This is a genomic window from Sulfurimonas aquatica, from assembly GCF_017357825.1.
Classification (GTDB): Bacteria; Campylobacterota; Campylobacteria; order Campylobacterales; family Sulfurimonadaceae; genus Sulfurimonas; species Sulfurimonas aquatica.
In genome coordinates, this window is sequence record NZ_CP046072.1 from 2,139,527 (window position 1) to 2,158,954 (window position 19,428).

Here is a 19,428-nt window from a genome sequence, read left to right on the forward strand (position 1 = left end):
TATTTTCTTTACTACTTAGCTTTAATTATACTAAGTACAGATACACGCTCGCTATCTGTGAAAGTAATGTTTTCTACTGCTGCTAAATCACGAATAAGTCTTGAGTCACCAACATCCATTGAACTAACATCAACATTAATTGCACTTGGAATATTCTCAATTGCTGCTTTAACACGTAAACGTCTTTTAGCAAGGTGAACTAGACCTTTATTCTTAAGGCCTATTGCATCACCTTGTGGTACAACTGGAACATGATAGTGAGTCACAACACCTGGTTGTGCTACCATTAAATCAACATGTAATAGATTACCTGTAACTGCTTGTGATTCATAAGACTGAACTACTACGCTCATCTCTTTACCAGCAATATTTACTGGGAATGCTAAAGTCTCTTTATTACGAACTGTACGGATGTACTCATTCATTTTAAAAGCCGCATTAATATTTTCTAAGCCTTTTCCATAAATGTTCGCAATTAGATAACCATCTCGGCGTAGTGCATTTGTAGCACCTTTACCAGTACTCTCTCTAACGATACCTTCTAACATATAAATTCCTTGTGTTTTAAAAATGGATGAAATTATACCCTCTTAAGCATTAATAATTACTTTAATTCAAAAACATCGTCATCATCTCGATTTATCTTTCTTCTCTCTTTTGGCTCTTCATCTTTACTTCCCATACCACCTGTAAGACCACTGATTTTAAGTTCTAAATCTGAAGCACTTGTTGCGTTTTGAAGTGCTTGTTCTTTTGAAATTATTTTATTATCATAAAGCTCAAGTATAGATTGATCAAAACTTTGTGATTTATAGTGCTCTTTTCCAGCTTCAATAGCATCTCTTATCTCATAATCTCTATCTTCCATAATCAATTTTTCAATTGTTGGCGTGCGTACTAAGATTTCCATAGCTGCACGACGACCACCATCTACAGTTGGCACTAATCTTTGAGATATAATTCCTTGAATAACACCAGCGAGAGAGACTCTAACACGATTTTGCTCATCTGTTGGAAACTGAGAAATTATACGGTTAATAGTCTCTTTTGCATCAATGGTGTGTAGTGTTGATACAACTAGGTGACCAGTATCAGCAGCGTGTAGAGCAAGGTTAATAGTCTCTTTATCTCTCATCTCTCCAACTAAAATAATATCTGGATCCTCACGCAGAGCTGCCCTTAGAGCTGTTCCAAAAGTAAGTGTATCTTGACCAACTGAGCGTTGATTTATAATACATCCTCTATCTTTATGCACAAACTCAATCGGATCTTCAATAGTAATAATATGCTTTTTCTTCGTTAAATTTATCTCATTTATTATTGCGGCCATAGTAGTTGACTTACCACTACCAGTAACACCAGTAACTAGGACCAACCCTCTCTCTTTTTGAGTAAAACTACGAACTACTTCTGGAAGGTGCAGTTCATTAAATGATGGAATTTTTACAGGGATTACACGAAAAACTGCTGAAACTCCATCCATTTGAAAAAAGATATTTACACGGAAACGATTATTATCATCAAATGGATAGACTAAATCGAGCTCTTTTTTCTCAACAAACTCTGCAAATTGACCTTTGAGTAACTCTTTAGCAAATGTTAATGCATCTGCCTTTGAGAGAATACCACCAGAAAATTGCACAATATTTCCATTAATCCTAGCTCGTATTACAGAGTTTGCTTTTATATGAAGGTCACTTCCCCCTATTTCAATCATCTTCTTAAGATGAATTCTAACTCTTTTTAATTGTTCAAATGTTAATTTGCTTACATCAACATGATCACTCATAATGACTCCAGTATATCTCTAAACGCATCTTTAAACGAAACTAAACCATCATCAATCTGTTTATCTAATAAGCCATCAAAATCTATTCCTGCATTTTTAATTTTTAAAAAATGCTTTTCTATTACATCTGCATTTATAGGCAGTGCCTTAGCCGATTTTTTGTTTTTTCTAAAGGCTTGAATTGTCTCTATTGGAGCAGTATTTACACTATTAAATGCTAAAAGATTTTCTATGTAATAATCAGCTGCTAAAGAGTCATCTTTAACACCCGTGCTTGCAAAAAGTGTACGGCATCCATTGACGTTCATACTCTCAACTTCAGCATATATAGCAGCACTATTATATATTCCGCTTAGGGCTACATCAATGCCTAGTTCACTCAACTTAGCATCAAGAGCTCTATCTATTCGACTCACAAATACGCTTATCACCGTGTCTACATAAGAGCCAAAAGTCTCAACTCCTGCTTTAAATGCCTCAGCACACTTTATCGCCTGTGATTTTTTAAAAATAAGTGTCGCGTTAACTGGAATACCAAGTGAAGTTAACTCTTTCATAGCAAGGTAGCCCGCATCGGTAGCTGGCACTTTAATCATGACATTTTTTCTATTTATACTCTTAAAAAGTCTTTTTCCCTCGGCAATAGTTGCCTCAGCATCATCACAAAAGAAAGGATCAACTTCTATACTTACATATCCATCATCATTTTTATCATAAAGTGGTTTTAAGATATCTGCAGCTTTTGTTATGTCATAGATTGCAACTGCTTCATATTTCTCTTTTGGCGAGAGAGAACCAAGGGTCTGAAGCTGTTCTTTATATGCAGGAGAGTTTAGTATAGCATTTTTAAAAATGGCAGGATTTGATGTGGCACCATTAATCACACCACTATTAATGAGCTCTTTAAACTCATTATCAAGATAATCTCTTTCAATAAAATCTGCCCAGAGTGAAAACTTCAAATCTTCTATATACATTGCAATTCCTAACTAAAATTTTACCTATTATAGCTAAGAAAAAATAAAATTACGATAGTTTTTTTGGAACTCGTATGATGAAGGATGTGCCTTTTTCTGAGCTTTGAACATCTATCTTTGAGTTAAACTGTTTTTGCATAATCATCTGGGACATATAGAGACCAAGACCCGTACCATTTTTACCTTTAGTACTAAAATATGGCTCAAAAATACGGTCTATATTTTCACTACTAATTCCGTTCGCATTATCTTTAACTATGAATTTAATGTAATCATTATCAGATAGAACTTCTATTATTATTTTTGCATCAGACCTATCAACTTCCTTAAGTGCATCTATCGCATTATTTACGATATTCAAGACCACCTGAATCAGTTCATTAACATATATAGTAACCATCTCATTCGTATCATCTTTAAGTACTATCTCGATTGTATTTATTCTTCCTTGAATAAGACTCATTACTTTTTGCAGTAACTCTTGTGTAGTGATTTGGCTTAACTCTTTGTTTGGATTAAAGTATGTTTGAAAGTCATCAATAGTTTCAGAGAGATAAACAACAGTATCATTAATTTGCACTAGTGCATTATCAAGCTCATCTTCATTGAACTCTTTATCTAGCATTCTTTTAAGCTGTAAGTTTGAGATACTTAATGTTACAGTTGAGAGGGGTTGTCTCCATTGATGTGCGATCATACTTATCATTTCACCCATTACGGCTTGTTTTGACTGTAGGGTTAAGAGTTTGTCTTTGCTACTGAGTTCATCAATAGTATCTTGAAGTTGCTTTTGCTGTTTTAGAATTAGACCCTGTCCCTCTTGCATCTTATGTTGATAAAAATATATAATTAAACTTATAATTACAAGTACAAAGTTTAAGTAAGTCACTTGGTATAATGAGTAAGAGACTTCAATCAAACCTTGCAGTGGTGTCAGCATTATCATAAAAATCATAAAAAATAGCCAGTAACTACAGTACTTCTTGTCTTGTAGGTAAAGTAGGATTATGGGATATGTAAGTACCCATATATGCTTCATTTGAGAAGGTTCATATGCATATATAAGAAATAAAAAGAAGAGAGAAAACTGAAAGGTAATCATAAACGATACAAATTTCAGTCTCTCTTTATTCTGTCGTAAAAGAAAAATTAAAGCGATATTTATTAAAAGTAGAAAAATCTCTATAGGAACTATTATTCCTTGAACATCTTTAAGTATATTACCGATTAATCCAAATATTAAACCTGTGGATGATAAAAGTATTGCTACATTTACCATCTGAAATCTACCTCTAAGATCTAATTCAGACTCATCAAACTCCCAATTACTTGTAAAAAAATTATTTCTATTTATCATAACTATCCATTAAGGTAAGTATATCTTTTCTAAGAGTTCATTATACTCTGCGTTTACATTACTATCCAATGTAATGCCACCACCACTCTTATAAACATATCCTTCTTCATTTTTTTGTAAGAAGCGTATCATAACACCACTATCTAGCTTGTTTCCATCATATACACCAAACACTCCACTAAAAAAGCCTCTTTCATACTCTTCAACCTTCTCTATTATGGAGAGTGTACTCTTCTTTGGTGCGCCACTTATACTTCCTGCTGGCAAAATAGCTTCCAAAACATCTCCTATTTTCTCATGCCAAAATTCCCCTAACTCACCACTAATGTGTGAGCTAACCTGCAGTAACTCTTTTTTACCAGCATGGATGGACTCAACATATCTAAACTCTTCGACTTTTACGTCTTTGGCTACTATCGAGAGGTCGTTTCGAAGTAAATCAACAACCATTATGTGTTCCGCCATCTCTTTTGCATTGTTTAAAATAGTGTTTTTTGCACCGGGCAATGATGCATCGATAGTCCCTTTCATAGGAAACGTATGTATTTTTGTATCTTCTATTTGTATGAATTTTTCAGGAGAGAAGCATACAAATTCATTTTTATAACGCAACTTATAGCGTGCATTGGCACATTGATAAACCTCTTTTAAACTAAGCGAAGTTTTTACGGGAGTTGCCTGCGTCAGATTTAATATATATGTATTGCCTGATTTTATCTCATCTATAATTTTTTCAAATTTTTTTTTATACTGAGTGAAGTCTATCACCTGCACTTCAAGTTTATTATCATGTTTTTTATGTAAAAAATTCTCATCTATGCAAAAGTCGATATCAGAGCTTTCCAAATCTTTTAAAAGAATCACCTCTAAATTTTCAGCCTTAAAGTCTGTTATAAATAAAAAAGGCTCTCTTCTCTTTCCTAAAGAGTTTAAGTCAGAAAACTTCATCTAATGGCTAGTTCTTACCAATAAGTTTTTTTAAAATTGCCATACGAATATTTACGCCATTTGCAACTTGTTCAAGAACTTTGCAGCGTTTATCATCTAAGAGTGCATCACTAATGTCAATATTTCTATGAACTGGACCTGGATGGAGTAATATTATATCTCTATCTCCAATTAACTCTGGCGTTATACAAAAATCGCTTGCATAATCTTTTAGTGAAGCGTAACTTTGTGAAGAGTGGCGTTCTGTTTGTGTTCTAAGACTCATAATTGCATCTACTTCATCCATAATCTCTTCTAAAAAATGAGTAGTTCGTAGAGAAGTCTTTGGTAAAAAGTGTGGAGGTGCGACTAAGATTACCTCCATTCCAAAACGTGAAAGAAGTTCTATGTTTGAGTTTGCAACACGAGAGTTTTTTATATCACCCACTATGGCTATTTTCTTTCCCTCAAGATTTTTAAAGTGCTCTTTTAAAGTATATAAATCTAAAAGCGCTTGAGAAGGGTGAGCATGGGCACCATCTCCTGCGTTTAATATACTCGCCTTAGTATAGTTGGAGAGTATCTTTGGAACGCCAGAGTTTTGATGACGCACGATAATGGCATGGGGACCCATAGCATCAAGGTTCATAGCAGTATCTACTAATGTTTCGCCTTTCTTTGTAGAACTCTGTGCAACATCTAAGTGGACTATCTCTGCACCGAGGCGTTTAGCTGCTATCTCAAATGAGCTTTTAGTTCTTGTGGAGTTTTCAAAAAAAAGAGTGATTATAATCTTATCTTTGAGTATTCTCTCAAATTTCCCATTACTAAACTCTTTGGCATCTACTAAGATAGACTCAATCTCTTCTTTAGTAAAATCATCTGTTCGAATTAAGTGTGCCATCAAAGAGTCTCCATATATTTATTTTGTAAAATTATACAGGACATCACTGATAGTGTCAATGTCCTCTTTTACTTTTAGTACCTTTTTACTCGTATTTATAAAGTAAGGCTCACTCACACTACTAAAACTGCTATCTTTATCTCTGCAGTTAAATGCCACGACAAAATCAATCTCTGCATCCATTAATGCTTTTGAGCTCAAAAGTGTATCGTTTATACACCCTAGTGAGCAGTGAGTAACAAGAAGGGCTGATGCCTTAAACTCTTTAATCAAGTCAATTATCATATACTGACTATCTATAGGAACATATAGTCCTCCTGCCCCCTCTATAAGTAAAACATCACATAATGGTTCAAGTTTATCAATAGCAGAGTTTATCTTTGCTAAATCTAATTTCTCTAAATCTGAAGCTACATAAGGAGCTGCTGGCAATTCATAACTTATAGGCACAATATCTTCAATACATATCTCTTTAAACTCAGGGTTTAACTCCTGCACAAGTGACAAAAGAAGAGTACCATCAGGATAAACTCCATTAATAACTCCTGTCTCAATAGGTTTTATAACACCGACTCGAAGACCTCTTGAAGCATACTCTTTTAAAAGTAGTTTCGTTGTGTATGTTTTGCCAATATCTGTGTTTGTAGCAGTTATAAAAATTCTTCTTGCCAATATCTTTCTCTTTTTAGCAAATTATATCTCAAAGTGTTTAAAGATACTCTAGTGCTTTGCTTTACCACAGGAGATGTGTTTACAAAGTACTTGCTCTAAAGATTGTCTCTCTATAGGCTTTGATATATAGTCATCCATTCCAATATCCAAAAATCTCTGTTTATCTTCAGCAAAAGCATTTGCAGTTACGGCAATTATTGGAGTTCTAGGGACATCTCTTAACTTTTCTAAACGTCTTATCTCTTTGGTTGCTTCACTTCCATTCATGACAGGCATGTTCTCATCCATTAAAATAACAGAGTATGATCCTAACTTGTATGCCTCGACTGCTTCTGCTCCATTGTTTGCAATAATAACATCAAGCCCCGATTCATTTAAAAGTATCTCCATTAGTATTTGATTAGATAGGTTGTCTTCAACTAACAAGACTGAACCTAAGAGTTCAATCTTATTCTCTTTAGTTGCCTCTTCTATCTCTAGCTCTTCGTTAGCATTTGAAAAAACATCTACTGACATAATAAACTCACTACCCTTGCCCAAAACACTTTTTACCTCTAAATCTCCACCCATCATATTCATGAGTGTTTTACTTATAGAAAGACCAAGTCCCGTTCCACCAAATTTTCTTGTTGTAGTATTATCTTCTTGCTCAAATGCATTAAATATTCTCTCTAAATTCTCCTCAGCTATCCCTACTCCATGATCTTTAACACTACAGACAAGAAGATTTTTTTCTTTTAAGAAGCTTACTTTCACATCTACTTGACTAAGGTGACCTGAGAACTTTATTGCATTGCCTAAGAGGTTTGCATACACTTGCTTTATCCGAGTAGTATCGCCATACGCAACTTTAGGGAGTTCATCATCCATATCAACAACTATTTTTATATTTTTTTTGAGTGCTTTTTCTTCTAAAAGGTCTGTTACTAAATTAAAAAGACTTTTAGTATAAAAAGCTTTTTGTTCCATATGAAGCTTTCCGCTTTCTATCTTAGAAAAATCTAATATGTCATTTATGATTGTTAAAAGTGAATAACCAGACTCTTTAATAATATTTAACTTTTTCAATTTCTCTTTAGATGTTTCATCTTTAAATAATAGATCAATAAAACCTAAAATAGCATTCATTGGGGTTCTTATCTCATGAGACATATTAGCAAGAAAGTCTGACTTAGAAACACTTGCTTTGTTCGCTTCTTCTTCAGAGACTAGTAGTTTCTTATTTAATACTTTAAGATGTCTATTTTTCTCTTCAAGATCTTTCTCTATTCTATGTCGAATGGCGACTTCTTTTTGCAGCGCAACATTTTGATCAATCATGTCTACGTTTACGCCAATCCTTGCAATTACCTCTTCTTTTATATATGGTTTTGTTATAAAGTCATTTGCTCCAGCCTTTAAAAACTCAATCGTAATAATGGGTTCAGAGTGTATAGAAATAGCTAAAATAGAAACCTCTGTACGAGAGTAATGCTTTCTAATTTCTCTAGTTAGTTCAGCTCCATTCATTCCAGGCATCTCATAATCAACAAGGGCAATTTTAACATTATCATTTTCTCGAAGCATTCTTAATGCTTCAACACCATCTTTAGCTTCAAGTGCAGTGTAATTTTGATGTTCAAGTAGGTCTTTAAGTGCATAACGGCTTGACTTTGAATCATCAACTATTAAAATTTTTGTATTTTTATTATTAAGTATGCGTTTAACTGTTGATTGAAGTAGTTCTAAGTTTTTATCATCATTTAGTACAATATAATCAACTAGTTTTTTATTAATTACCTTCTCTCTAAGCATCGGATGAAAACTTCCTGTCATTGCGATACAAGGTATGTTCAACTTTAAAAGATAATCAAGAACACAATCCCCACAATCAGGTAAATTAATATCTACAATAGCTAGAGTCACTTTTTCTTTACTTTGAGAGGTAATCTCTTTTACTTCGCTCATATCTTGTGCAACTATTACAGTAACCAAGAGTGATTCGATAAGAGTTTTTTGATACATAGCAATTGTTTTGCTATCTTCTACTATAAGTATTAAATCTTTCATAAGTAGATATTATCATAATATTTTATTATTTGGAATAAAGTTAAATATTTGGATATAAAAGCTAAGTGAGCTTGCAATTAGATTAATTTTTTGTTGAAAAGTAATTCAAAAGAAAAGACGAAGGATTTTTAATTAGTGGGTATTAGATTTGGATGTTTTTGTAAAGGAGCTTACGCAAGTAAGTAACTGAGCAAATCATCCGAAGATGATGCTCAATAATTAAAAATACTAGTTAGTATCTTGATCTACGATTTTACCCGCAGAAATCCAAGGCATCATTTCACGAAGTTTATTACCAGTTTGAGTAATAAGTTTAGTTTTGTCATTTGTACGCTCAGCGTTCATACGAGGATAACCTGCTTGACCTTCAAGGATGAAGTCTTTTGCAAATCTACCATCTTGGATTTCAGTTAAGATCTCTTTCATAGCAGCTTTAGACTCTGCATTGATAACACGTTTACCAGAAACATAGTCACCATACTCAGCAGTGTTAGAGATAGAGTATCTCATATCAGCAATACCACCCTCAAACATTAAGTCAACGATTAGTTTAAGTTCGTGAAGACACTCAAAGTAAGCTAACTCTGGAGCATAACCAGCTTCAGTTAAAGTTTCAAACCCAGCTTGTACTAGTGCAGTTGCACCACCACAAAGAACTGCTTGCTCACCAAAAAGGTCAGTTTCAGTTTCGTCTTTGAAAGTTGTCTCGATGATAGCAGTACGACCACCACCAATAGCAGAAGCATAAGAAAGAGCAAGCTCTTTCGTAGTTCCTGAAGGATTTTGACCAACAGCGATAAGGTCAGGGATACCACCACCACGAACAAATTCAGAACGTACAGTATGTCCTGGAGCTTTTGGAGCGATCATAGTAACATTAATGTTAGCAGCTGGTTTAACACGACCATAGTGAATGTTAAAACCATGACCAAATGCGATAGTAGCACCATCTTTTAAGTTTGGAGCGATTTCATTTGTATAAATTTCTGCTTGGTTTTCATCTGGTAAAAGAATCATTACAACATCAGATTTTGCCGTAGCTTCTGCAATAGTAAGTACTTCAAAGTTTTTAGCTTCAGCTTTAGCCCATGAAGAACCACCTTTACGAAGACCTACAACAACGCTAACACCGCTATCTCTTAAGTTTTCTGCGTGTGCGTGCCCTTGAGAACCAAAACCGATCATTGCAACTGTTTTGCTTTTGATTAAGTCTAAATTTGTGTCTTTGTCATAATAAACATTTAATGCCATTGTATATCCTTGGAGTTTATAAGCTTAAGTCTTCGCTTAAGTCTTTTAAAATTTTGTGGCATTATACTCAAACTTTTGTAAAACTATTATTAGAGTAAGCTTAGATTTGTGAGTAAGATTTCTTCTTTAATATCACACTCTGTATAATAATGAAAAATTATGTACTAACTTTAAGGAATTTACTTGTCAATTAATAAACAAAAAATATCTATTGAACATAGGTATAGAGGGAGTATAGAACTTCCAGACAATAAAGATGCAAAAGATATATTCTTCCGTGTAAAACAAGCTTATGCAAATCATGACAAGATAAATATTTCACTCGTTTTTTCTAAATCAAAGATTTTGAAACTTAAACGCTATCAAAAAGGTGGGGCAGAAGAGGAGATAGAAAATCTTGATCTCTATATAGCACTAGGAGAAATTTTAGGCTTTCCTACAGAAGACGCTAAAAAACTAAAAAATACGATTCTTTTAACAACTGATAAAGCGCATACAAGTTTCAATATTACCAAGCGATTAAAACTTATTAATAAAAAAAAGGCTTCTAAAGCAGAAGACAACTATCTCTTTTGGGATATAGAGAACTTCTCCAGTATCTCTTCAATTTTTACAGAGATCATAGAAAAACACGACATAGAAGACGATCACATCTTTTTAGCGGCAAATCCAGACTCACTCTACCTAAAGCGCGCAGAGTGGGAAGCAAACCTTTTTGACTACGGAAAGACTCTTAACTCATTTGAGTTTATAAAGTGCGACCATGGAAAAAACGTTGCCGATGATGTTTTACTTGAAAAGTTTATAAACGCCAGGTTAAAAAACTCTAATGTTTTTGTTTTAACCTTTGATAGAGAGCTAAAGGAACGTTTTTGCGAAGTTGCAAATACAAGTAATAATCTCTATATTATGGCTAAATAAATCCAAAGTATTGTGCGGTTAAAAAGATACTAAAGAGTATAGGCTGGTGAATAAGATAAATAACTAAAGAGTTTTTTCCAAGATAAGAAAGTACTCGATTAGCTCTACTTGGAGAGTTAAAAAAACGATTGTTAAATATAACTGTATGAAGTCCAAAATTTCCAAACGCCATTCCTAGTAAAAAAACTCCAAACCATGGAAATATTGTTGCTAGATCTTCTGTATTTTTTGTTGGAAGATGCAGAGGAGTTTTTAAAATATCAAATAGCCAATGCATGTTTATAATAGAAAATGCATACCCAAGGATAATAAATATTCCAAGGAATAAAGAGGTTTTTGGAAATCTTAAAAAAAGTAACCCAACAATAGAAGCAAATAAAAAGAAGTGTAGTATTCCAAAATATATCCAAGTATTTGGAAACTGCGTATAACTTCCTATAGATACAAGAAGACTTGCAAAACTTAGTACAATAACCCTGCGTTTAACTTTAAAAAAATTAATTTCTTCTTTATTTGCAAGAATCAAACTAATGCCAGCGGAAAATACGAAGATACTCACAATGAGATATCTAAAGTACTTCCAAAATTCTCCTCTTCGTACATCAAAATCTACAATGTTAAAATTATCTAAATCAAAACTCAAATGAAACGTTATCATGAGTAAAATTGCAAATCCGCGAAAAATATCTAAACCAGATATTCTCATCTAGCCTATCCGTTTTGCTTTTTTTTGTAGAGGTATCTTTGAAGAATTATCATAGCGGATATGGAGTCTACTCTTCCATCACGAATATACTTTATCTCGCCCTTCATAAGGTTCTCAGCTTCTAAAGAGCTCCCAGCTTCGTCTTGATAAAAAACTTCACCCTCAAACGCCACTAAATTCATAAAGTGAGCGATTCGGCGTTTCATCTCATCTTCGCTACTTCCACCTAGAGGAACGCCAATCACTACGGCGTCAATTTCCCACTCTCTTATCACTTTTTTGACTTCGTCTGAGGCTTGGTTACGATTTTTTCGCATAACTGCCGGGAGAGGCGTTACTAAGTCTTTATGTGCAGAGTATGCTAAACCTATGCGTTTTAGGCCTAAGTCTATAGCAAGATACTTCACCCTATTTTCCTAAACAAAAGGAGCCAAACATCTTATCTAGCATTTCATCATTTTCAAAAGGTCTTGTGATACTCGACATCTCTTTTACTGCTTCATTTAGATGGAAAGAAAAAATCTCTAACTCCTGATCTTCAAGAGGGAAAAACGCTTCTTTTATATTACTCATCGTAGCTTCAACAGCTGAGATTTGGCGTTCTGATATGAGCATCATCTCATCCGAATTATTACTCTCATTCATAATCTCTTCGAGTCTATCAATAAGCTTCGAGACATCATCTTTAGAGTTTAAAGATATATCAAAATCAAGAGAGTCAAGCATAAACTTCTCTTCTAAGTCAATCTTATTTTTCACTACAATGATATTTTTACTCTCTTTGTATTTCTCTATAAGTCTAGCAATCTCTATATCTTCATCATTAACTACTCGAGAGCTATCAAAAAGCGCAACTACGATCTCACTACTCTCTATGGCTTCTAAACTTCTCTCAATCCCTATACGTTCTATCTCATCATCCGCTTCACGAATTCCTGCAGTATCTACTATTTTAATTAAATGCGTGCCAATTTTGACTTGCTCTTCTATAGTATCTCGCGTTGTTCCAGCTATCTCGCTTACGATTGCTCTACTATAATTCAAAAGAGCGTTCAAAAGAGAACTTTTCCCAACATTTGGCTTACCAATAATAGCTACTCGAAAACCTTGCATCAAACCTTCACGAGACTTTGAAGCCTTTAGCGTTTTGTTTAGCAGCGTATGAAGTTCTTCTAACTTTTCTTTTATCTGCAGAACTAAATCTTCGGGTAAATCTTCCTCAGCGTAATCAATACTTACTTCACTATATGCAAGTATATGGATAATCTCATCGCGTACAGACTCTATGAAGCCTTTAAGAGAGCCTTTCATTTGCTGCGCTAATACTTTTGCGGCGTCTTCACTTTTTGCTTCTATAAGTTGAGCTATGGCTTCTGCTTCACTCAAGTCTATACGGCCATTAAAAAAAGCGCGCTTTGAGAACTCACCAGCAGTTGCAAGTCTTGCCCCTGCGCTCAGTACGCTTTTAAGTATGCTTTGAGCAACTATAAAACCGCCATGACATTGGACTTCTATAACATCTTCAGCAGTAAAAGAAAAAGGAGCTTGAAAGTAAAGTACAATACTTTCGTCAATGAGTTCATCTTGAGAGTTATATACGTTTGTGAGTGTGGCGTAACGGGTTTTGAAATTATCTTTTTTGGTAATGTTCTTTGCTATTTCTAAAGCTTTATCACCACTGATTCTGATGATGGAAATAGAGCCAATGCCATTTGCAGTAGCAATAGCCGTAATAGTATCTGACATCTATTTTCTCCTATAGCTAAATCTTAAAAAGTTTAGCTGTTGTGGTAATCATTAACTATAATATATTTAAGACCATCTTTTGTAGAGCGAATAACTACATATTTTTGAGGGTATTTTTCACGTAACTCTTTAAGTGCAATTTGAACTAAAACGCCATCAAGAATTTTCGTTTGAGCGCGTCCATCTTTATCTATATTTTCATATACGTTCGTTAAGTACCTTGCAACCGACTCTTCTTGATTTTTTAAAAACTCAGCTATTTCTAAACGCAATTGAATGTCATACTTAGAGTTTATCCAGTTAAAAAGCATATATGAGAGTGCTTTGTATCTATAACCCTCTTTTCCAATTAACAGTGCTGCGTCATCACCCTTAAACTCTATAAGAAGCGTTTCATTGTCATAAGCGCTTACGTCTATCTTATCTATATTAAAACAAGTAAGATTGAACATAGAGTTAATTTCGTTGCTAACTTCTTCAACTATGGCACTCATATCTTTGCTGACTTCTAGTGGAGTCTCTTCTTCCCCACTCTCGTCAAACTCATCATCATAATCTGCTGTATAGTTAAGTCCACTTCCTATCTCATCTTCATCGTCTTGATCGCTAACAAACGACGCTGGCATGATAGTCTCGTTAAGCATTGTATGAGAAGGCTTAGGAGTAGCTTCCTCTGCAGGGGCCTCTTTCTCTTTTTTCTTAGGAGATGGCGTTGCTTTATCTTTCTCTTTTGGAGTCTTTATTGACTCTTTTTCTGGAGCTTTGGCTTCTTTAACTTGAGCTTTAACTTCAGGAGTCTTATCAACGCTTTGTGTAGCTTTGCTATCAATCGCAGCTACAATAATAGCCGACTTTTTAAACATACCTAAAAAGCCCTTACTTGGCGTTTGAATCACTTCAACTACAAGTTGAGTAACAGAGCAATTAAACTTACTTGCAGCATTTTCATATGCTTCTTCTAGCGTTACTGCTTCAATCTTAACCATCTCTACTTCTCGCTTTTTTTCTCTACTACAGCTTTTGCGTCTTTCGCATTTTTAAACTGTTGGTTTACTATTGACTGCTGAGCAATTGAGAAAAGGTTATTTACAAACCAGTAAAGTACAAGTCCTGATGGGAAAGTTATAAAGAAAACTGTAAAAATAACAGGTAAAAACTTCATAACTTTTTCTTGCATAGGATCTGTGAAGTTTGTTGGCGTAAGTTTTTGTTGAAAAAACATTGACGCGCCCATAAGAACTGGCAATACATAATAGCCATCCATACGAGAAAGGTCATTTATCCATAAAATCCATGGAGAACCTTGAAGCTCAACTGCATTTAAAAGTACGCGATAGATTGCAAAAAAGACAGGAATTTGCATTAACATTGGTAAACAACCACCAAGAGGATTAGCTCCATGTTTTTTATACATATCCATAGTTGCTTGGTTTAAACGCGCTGGATCAGACTTGTACTTCTCTTTAAGATCTTTCATCTTGGGAGCAAGCTCTTTGATCTTCTGCATAGAGACCATACCCTTATATGTTAATGGATAAAGAATAGCTCTGATTATTGCGGTTAACGCGATAATCGCCCATCCCCAGTTTCCGAAAATTCCATGTAACCATGAAAGAAGCGCAAAAAGTGGTTTTGAAGCAAAAGTAAACCATCCATACTCTATTGCGTTTGTTAAAACTGGATTGATAGCTTCTAATGTTTTATAATTTTTCTGACCAATATAACCACTAAACTTAATGTTTTGTAGCCCGTCAAAATATGTAATTGGATTATCGTCACGGTCTCTTTCAACTATGATGTTTCTCTCTTTAGCAAAGCCATACATGATAGACGCAGTATACTGATCAAACGCAGAGATAAGCTCTACTCCAGTAAAAGACTTTCTACCCTCAGCATCTCCATCTTCGATGATGGTTACAAGTTCATCATCAGTATAAACCATAGCGCCAACGACTGTCATCATCTGCTCAGTCTCATTAACTTGTGGACGTTGACCTAGGTAAACAAAGTATCTCTTATCTTGTGAGAGTGAAATCTCTACGTCATAATGGCCATCATCATAAAATGTAAGTTTTTTTACTACCTCAAGAGTTGATAACTTTTGAGTAAGAGTTACGCTCTTAGGCGAACCATCTATATTTAACTCTGCCGCACTTGCGGTATACGCGACTGAAGTTGCTTCTGCGTTTAAATTTTCATCTAAAAATCTAATATAAAGAGGTTTAGTTCCAAATGCAGGAATCAACTGAGCATGGTTATCCTCTTTATCTCTAAATTTCTCTTGACGTAACTCTTTTGAAGAGATACGACCAAGTGTATCCATTTTTAAAATATAATTTTTATTTGTAACGGTTAAAATATTATTTGTAGCGCTTGCCGCTATCTTATCTTGTTTGGAGATACTATGACCAGCTGGAGAATCTACTACTGTATTACTCTCTTCATTTGTGCCTTTAAGCTCTACTGTTTTGGTTTTAGCACCTTGTGCCGCCTCCATCTCTATTGGTGGAAAAATCGCTGTATAAGCTACGAAAAAAATTACTGACAATAGTACTGCTACTAAAAGTCTCTGATTTGGTGACAATTTGTCTAACACTAGTTACCCTTTATATGAAAAATTTTTTATAATGTAATGTCGGTTTTTTTTATTTGGTACCCACCAATATTTTATAGTATCAAGCTCAAGTTTTTTGGGGTTACATTTTAATTTATCGAGCAATGGATGCTCTATCCCACCATCAAAAAGCTGATTACAACGTAGTATTCTAGTAAAAGAGTGGTAAAATGCACTTGAAATTGAGTTATTTTCGAAATTTAGACGTGCAAATTCGCTACAAGATGGGTAATAACGGCATGAACCAAAACCAATTAGCGTAAAAAACTTCTGATAGAGCCATAATAACCCTAATAATAATTTTTTAATCACTACTCACTTCTTTAAACATTTTTGCGTTTGTAAGTACTTTTTTAAAGTCACTGGTAAGTTTTTCATGAGAGCTGTCAAATAGACCGACTTTTGCAACAAATACATAAGAACCATCTTTAAGAGAGTCGGAATATTCACAAAAAAGAGCTCTGAGTCTACGTTTAGCTCTATTTCTTTTAACAGCGTTACCTAACTTTTTTGTTGCGGTAAAACCTACTTTGTGAATTCCATTTTGAGAGAGAAAAAAAAGTACAACACCGCTAGAATGTTGATTCTTTCCTTTGTTATAAACATACTGAAACTCCTTATGGAGCTTTAGTGTGTTAAATCCGCCTAAACTGACAATCTTTTACGACCTTTAGCTCTACGACGGTTTAAAACTCTACGTCCATTTTTAGTAGCCATACGTGCTCTAAAACCGTGAGTTCTTTTTCTAGGTGTTGAATGGGGTTGGTATGTTCTTTTCATTTGACATATCCTTTATGAAATTAAGTTCGAAATATTACAAAAATATTACTTAAAAGGTCATTAAGATTGAACTAGTGTTATGGTAATTACGATACAAGTACCGCAATTTCACCATTTTCTATGTTAAAACTTACTTTTGAACCCTCCATAACTTTACCTTCTAAAATTAAGTCGGCAAGTCTATCTTCTACTATCTCATATAGAGCACGTTTGAGTGGACGTGCACCATACACAGGGTCAAATCCAGCTTCTGCTATATATGCTTTTGCTTCTGGACTTAAGACTAACTCAATATCTCGTTGTTCAACTTTTTTAGCAATATCTTGAAAAAAGATATCTACTATGCCTGTTATTTCATCCTGGCCAAGCGCGTTAAATATCACTATATCATCTAAACGATTTAAGAATTCTGGTTTAAATGCCTGCTTTAACTCAGCCATTACTAAAGAATCTAGCTCATCCGACTGTTCATTATTTATAATTTTATCACTTGCTATGTTTGATGTTAAAATAATTATAGTGTTTGAAAAGTCGATTGTCACACCTTTGTTATCTGTTAAACGCCCATCATCTAAAACTTGAAGCAACATGTTAAAAACATCTGGATGTGCTTTTTCTACCTCATCGAACAAAACTACACTATATGGTTTTCTTCTTACTGCTTCAGTAAGCTGTCCACCCTCTTCATAACCTACATATCCAGGAGCAGCTCCCACTAAACGCGATACTGAGTGTTTTTCCATATACTCACTCATATCAATTCTTACCATTGCATCTTCACTATCAAACAAAAATTTTGCAAGTGTTTTAGCCGTTTGCGTTTTACCTACACCTGTTGGACCTAAGAACAAAAAGCTACCAATCGGTGAATTTAAATCTGAAAGACCTGCCTTGTTGCGTTTAATAGCTCGAGCAACAGCATGAGTAGCCTTTCCTTGACCTATAACATCTTTGTTAAGTTCCGCTTCTACATTTAAAATTTTTGTCTGCTCAGATTGGAGCATCTTATTTACTGGAATATGTGTCCAACGCGATACAACAGAGGCAATAGAGTCTTCATCAACACTATTTTTAAGTAGTGTTCCTTCAGCTTGGAGTTTATCCCAGTTTAGATTTATCTGCTTCTCTTCTTCTAGAAGCGCTGGAATTTCCCCATATTCTATCTCTGCAGCACGGTTAAATTCAGACGCACTTTTAGCACTAGCTGCTTCGCGGCGTTTTAGTTCTATCTCATTTTTTATTTTAGATATTTTCTCAAACACCTCTTTTTCAGTAGCAAACTGAGACTCTAAAGCTCTTACTTCCTCATCAACATCTGCTAACTCTTTTAGAATTTCCAAGAGTCTTTTCTCATTTGCTGGCGTTGTCTCCATCTTTAGTGCTTCTTGTTCAACGTGGAGTTCTGAGCTTTTACGTTTAGCCGTACTTAAAACTGTAGGCTCAGACTCTATCTGCATCTTAAGCTCAGCTGCTGCTTCATCAATCAAATCTATCGCTTTATCTGGTAGGAATCTATCTGCTATATATCTATCAGAGAGACGCGCCGCTGCGACTAATGCACTATCTGTAATGGTTACGTTATGGTGAGTCTCTAAGCGCTCCTTAATTCCACGAAGAATCTGAAGAGACTGGTTTACACTTGGTTCATCTAAATTAATAGGTAAAAAACGGCGTTGTAGTGCTGTGTCTTTTTCAAAGTACTTTCTATACTCTTTAAGCGTAGTAGCTCCAATAGTATGAAGTTCTCCACGAGCAAGTGCAGGTTTTAGAATGTTTGCGGCGTCCATGCTTCCCTCACTAGCTCCCGCTCCGACTATAGTGTGAATCTCATCAATGAAAAGGATAATATTACCACTCTGCTTAACTTCATCTATTACAGATTTTAGTCTATCTTCAAACTCTCCTCTATATTTAGCGCCAGCTATAAGTGAACTCATATCTAATGCTACTACTCTTTTATTTTTTAGTGATGTAGGAACTTCCCCATTGTAAATTCTCTGGGCAAGTCCTTCCACTAAAGCTGTTTTACCAACTCCAGGCTCACCTAAAAGCATAGGATTGTTTTTTGTTTTACGAATTAAAATCTGCATCATACGACTTATCTCTTCATCACGTCCTATTACAGGAGAGAGATTTCCCTCTGCTGCTTCGCTCGTTAAGTCAATTCCATACTTCTCTAACGCCTCAAAATTTTCATCAGAACTTTGTGAGTCTATTTTTGCCCCACCACGCGCCGCTTCTAAATTTTTAGCAAACTCGCTTACATCTATGTACTTTGGTAAAAGAGAAGCCAATGGTTCAGTTTTTAAATTTGCCAATATATATGTATCAACAGCTAAAAAAGCGTCTCCATTTTGTGTCATAAGCCCTGCTGCACCCTCTAGTGAACTTACAAAGTTTCTAGATAGTTTAATGTTCTCTTTTGTAATAGAAGAGGACTTGGCAAGCTTCTCAGCTAAACTCTTTACATCTAACTCAATTGCTGACTTATCAATATTCATTTTGTTAAACATCTGATTTAGAACTGAACTAGAATTTGTTAAAAGTGCCCATAAAAAGTGCACTAACTCTACTTCTTGATTTTTATTATGCAGTGCTAATGAGACTGCTGACTCAATACTTTGTGTCATATTATGTGTTAATTTCTCAAATATATTATTCATTTTTATATCCTTTTTATTTGTATGAGTAATTATATCACCTTGAGTCACTCTTTGTCAAGTTAGTTTAGTTAT

At 34.6% G+C, this 19,428-nt stretch carries 19 protein-coding genes; 1 reads left to right on the forward strand and 18 read right to left on the reverse strand.

Going from position 1 to position 19,428, the window contains the following annotated elements; translation table 11 throughout:
- Positions 1-11: 11 nt before the first annotated feature.
- The 9 genes from GJV85_RS10175 to ilvC form a co-directional block, all read right to left on the reverse strand.
- Complete coding sequence (locus GJV85_RS10175; RefSeq protein ID WP_207561275.1) at positions 12-548, reverse strand: 50S ribosomal protein L25/general stress protein Ctc; 537 nt, start codon at positions 546-548, stop codon at positions 12-14.
- Positions 549-604: 56 nt separating this feature from the next.
- Complete coding sequence (locus GJV85_RS10180) at positions 605-1,789, reverse strand: type IV pilus twitching motility protein PilT (RefSeq protein WP_207561276.1); 1,185 nt, start codon at positions 1,787-1,789, stop codon at positions 605-607.
- Positions 1,786-2,766, reverse strand: a complete 981-nt coding sequence (locus GJV85_RS10185) for a transaldolase (RefSeq protein ID WP_207561277.1) — start codon at positions 2,764-2,766, stop codon at positions 1,786-1,788. The genes GJV85_RS10180 and GJV85_RS10185 overlap by 4 nt, the downstream gene beginning before the upstream one ends.
- Positions 2,767-2,815: 49 nt before the next feature.
- Positions 2,816-4,123: a sensor histidine kinase gene (locus tag GJV85_RS10190; protein WP_207561278.1), complete on the reverse strand. Its 1,308-nt coding sequence runs from the start codon at positions 4,121-4,123 to the stop codon at positions 2,816-2,818.
- 9 nt (positions 4,124-4,132) lie between these two features.
- Entirely contained in the window at positions 4,133-5,071 is a 939-nt protein-coding gene (locus GJV85_RS10195; RefSeq protein ID WP_207561279.1) for an aminodeoxychorismate synthase component I, read from the reverse strand.
- Between the two features lie 7 nt (positions 5,072-5,078).
- Positions 5,079-5,954 (reverse strand): aspartate carbamoyltransferase catalytic subunit, encoded by an 876-nt coding sequence (locus GJV85_RS10200; protein ID WP_207561280.1) that lies wholly within the window; start codon positions 5,952-5,954, stop codon positions 5,079-5,081.
- 18 nt (positions 5,955-5,972) lie between these two features.
- Entirely contained in the window at positions 5,973-6,626 is a 654-nt protein-coding gene (gene bioD / locus GJV85_RS10205) for a dethiobiotin synthase (protein WP_207561281.1), read from the reverse strand.
- 48 nt (positions 6,627-6,674) lie between these two features.
- Positions 6,675-8,675 carry a response regulator gene (locus tag GJV85_RS10210; protein ID WP_207561282.1) on the reverse strand — a complete coding sequence of 667 codons (2,001 nt, stop codon included), beginning with the start codon at positions 8,673-8,675 and terminating at the stop codon, positions 6,675-6,677.
- A gap of 228 nt (positions 8,676-8,903) precedes the next feature.
- Entirely contained in the window at positions 8,904-9,926 is a 1,023-nt protein-coding gene (ilvC, locus tag GJV85_RS10215) for a ketol-acid reductoisomerase (RefSeq protein WP_207561283.1), read from the reverse strand.
- 183 nt (positions 9,927-10,109) lie between these two features.
- Between ilvC and GJV85_RS10220 the strand changes: the two genes are divergently transcribed.
- Positions 10,110-10,847, forward strand: a complete 738-nt coding sequence (locus tag GJV85_RS10220) for a hypothetical protein (protein WP_207561284.1) — start codon at positions 10,110-10,112, stop codon at positions 10,845-10,847.
- Here GJV85_RS10220 and GJV85_RS10225 read toward each other — a convergent pair.
- The 9 genes from GJV85_RS10225 to GJV85_RS10265 form a co-directional block, all read right to left on the reverse strand.
- Positions 10,840-11,553, reverse strand: coding sequence for a heparan-alpha-glucosaminide N-acetyltransferase (locus GJV85_RS10225; protein ID WP_207561285.1), 714 nt, complete (start codon positions 11,551-11,553; stop codon positions 10,840-10,842). The genes GJV85_RS10220 and GJV85_RS10225 overlap by 8 nt on opposite strands.
- Before the next feature lie 5 nt (positions 11,554-11,558).
- Positions 11,559-11,960, reverse strand: a complete 402-nt coding sequence (gene ruvX, locus GJV85_RS10230; protein WP_207561286.1) for a Holliday junction resolvase RuvX — start codon at positions 11,958-11,960, stop codon at positions 11,559-11,561.
- A 1-nt stretch (position 11,961) separates the two neighbouring features.
- A complete protein-coding gene (gene mnmE, locus GJV85_RS10235; RefSeq protein ID WP_207561287.1) occupies positions 11,962-13,299 on the reverse strand; it encodes a tRNA uridine-5-carboxymethylaminomethyl(34) synthesis GTPase MnmE in 1,338 nt (445 codons plus the stop codon).
- Positions 13,300-13,331: 32 nt separating this feature from the next.
- Positions 13,332-14,285 carry a Jag N-terminal domain-containing protein gene (locus GJV85_RS10240; RefSeq protein WP_207561288.1) on the reverse strand — a complete coding sequence of 318 codons (954 nt, stop codon included), beginning with the start codon at positions 14,283-14,285 and terminating at the stop codon, positions 13,332-13,334.
- A 2-nt stretch (positions 14,286-14,287) separates the two neighbouring features.
- On the reverse strand, positions 14,288-15,895 hold the full coding sequence (yidC, locus tag GJV85_RS10245) for a membrane protein insertase YidC (RefSeq protein WP_207561289.1): 1,608 nt from the start codon (positions 15,893-15,895) through the stop codon (positions 14,288-14,290).
- A gap of 3 nt (positions 15,896-15,898) precedes the next feature.
- Positions 15,899-16,225, reverse strand: a complete 327-nt coding sequence (gene yidD, locus GJV85_RS10250) for a membrane protein insertion efficiency factor YidD (RefSeq protein ID WP_207561290.1) — start codon at positions 16,223-16,225, stop codon at positions 15,899-15,901.
- The gene (rnpA, locus tag GJV85_RS10255; RefSeq protein WP_207563184.1) at positions 16,218-16,571 is read right to left on the reverse strand and encodes a ribonuclease P protein component; all 354 of its coding nucleotides are present in this window, start codon (positions 16,569-16,571) and stop codon (positions 16,218-16,220) included. The genes yidD and rnpA overlap by 8 nt, the downstream gene beginning before the upstream one ends.
- Positions 16,559-16,693: a 50S ribosomal protein L34 gene (gene rpmH, locus GJV85_RS10260; protein ID WP_207561291.1), complete on the reverse strand. Its 135-nt coding sequence runs from the start codon at positions 16,691-16,693 to the stop codon at positions 16,559-16,561. The genes rnpA and rpmH overlap by 13 nt, the downstream gene beginning before the upstream one ends.
- An 86-nt stretch (positions 16,694-16,779) precedes the next feature.
- Positions 16,780-19,356 (reverse strand): ATP-dependent Clp protease ATP-binding subunit, encoded by a 2,577-nt coding sequence (locus tag GJV85_RS10265; RefSeq protein ID WP_207561292.1) that lies wholly within the window; start codon positions 19,354-19,356, stop codon positions 16,780-16,782.
- Positions 19,357-19,428: the final 72 nt, after the last annotated feature.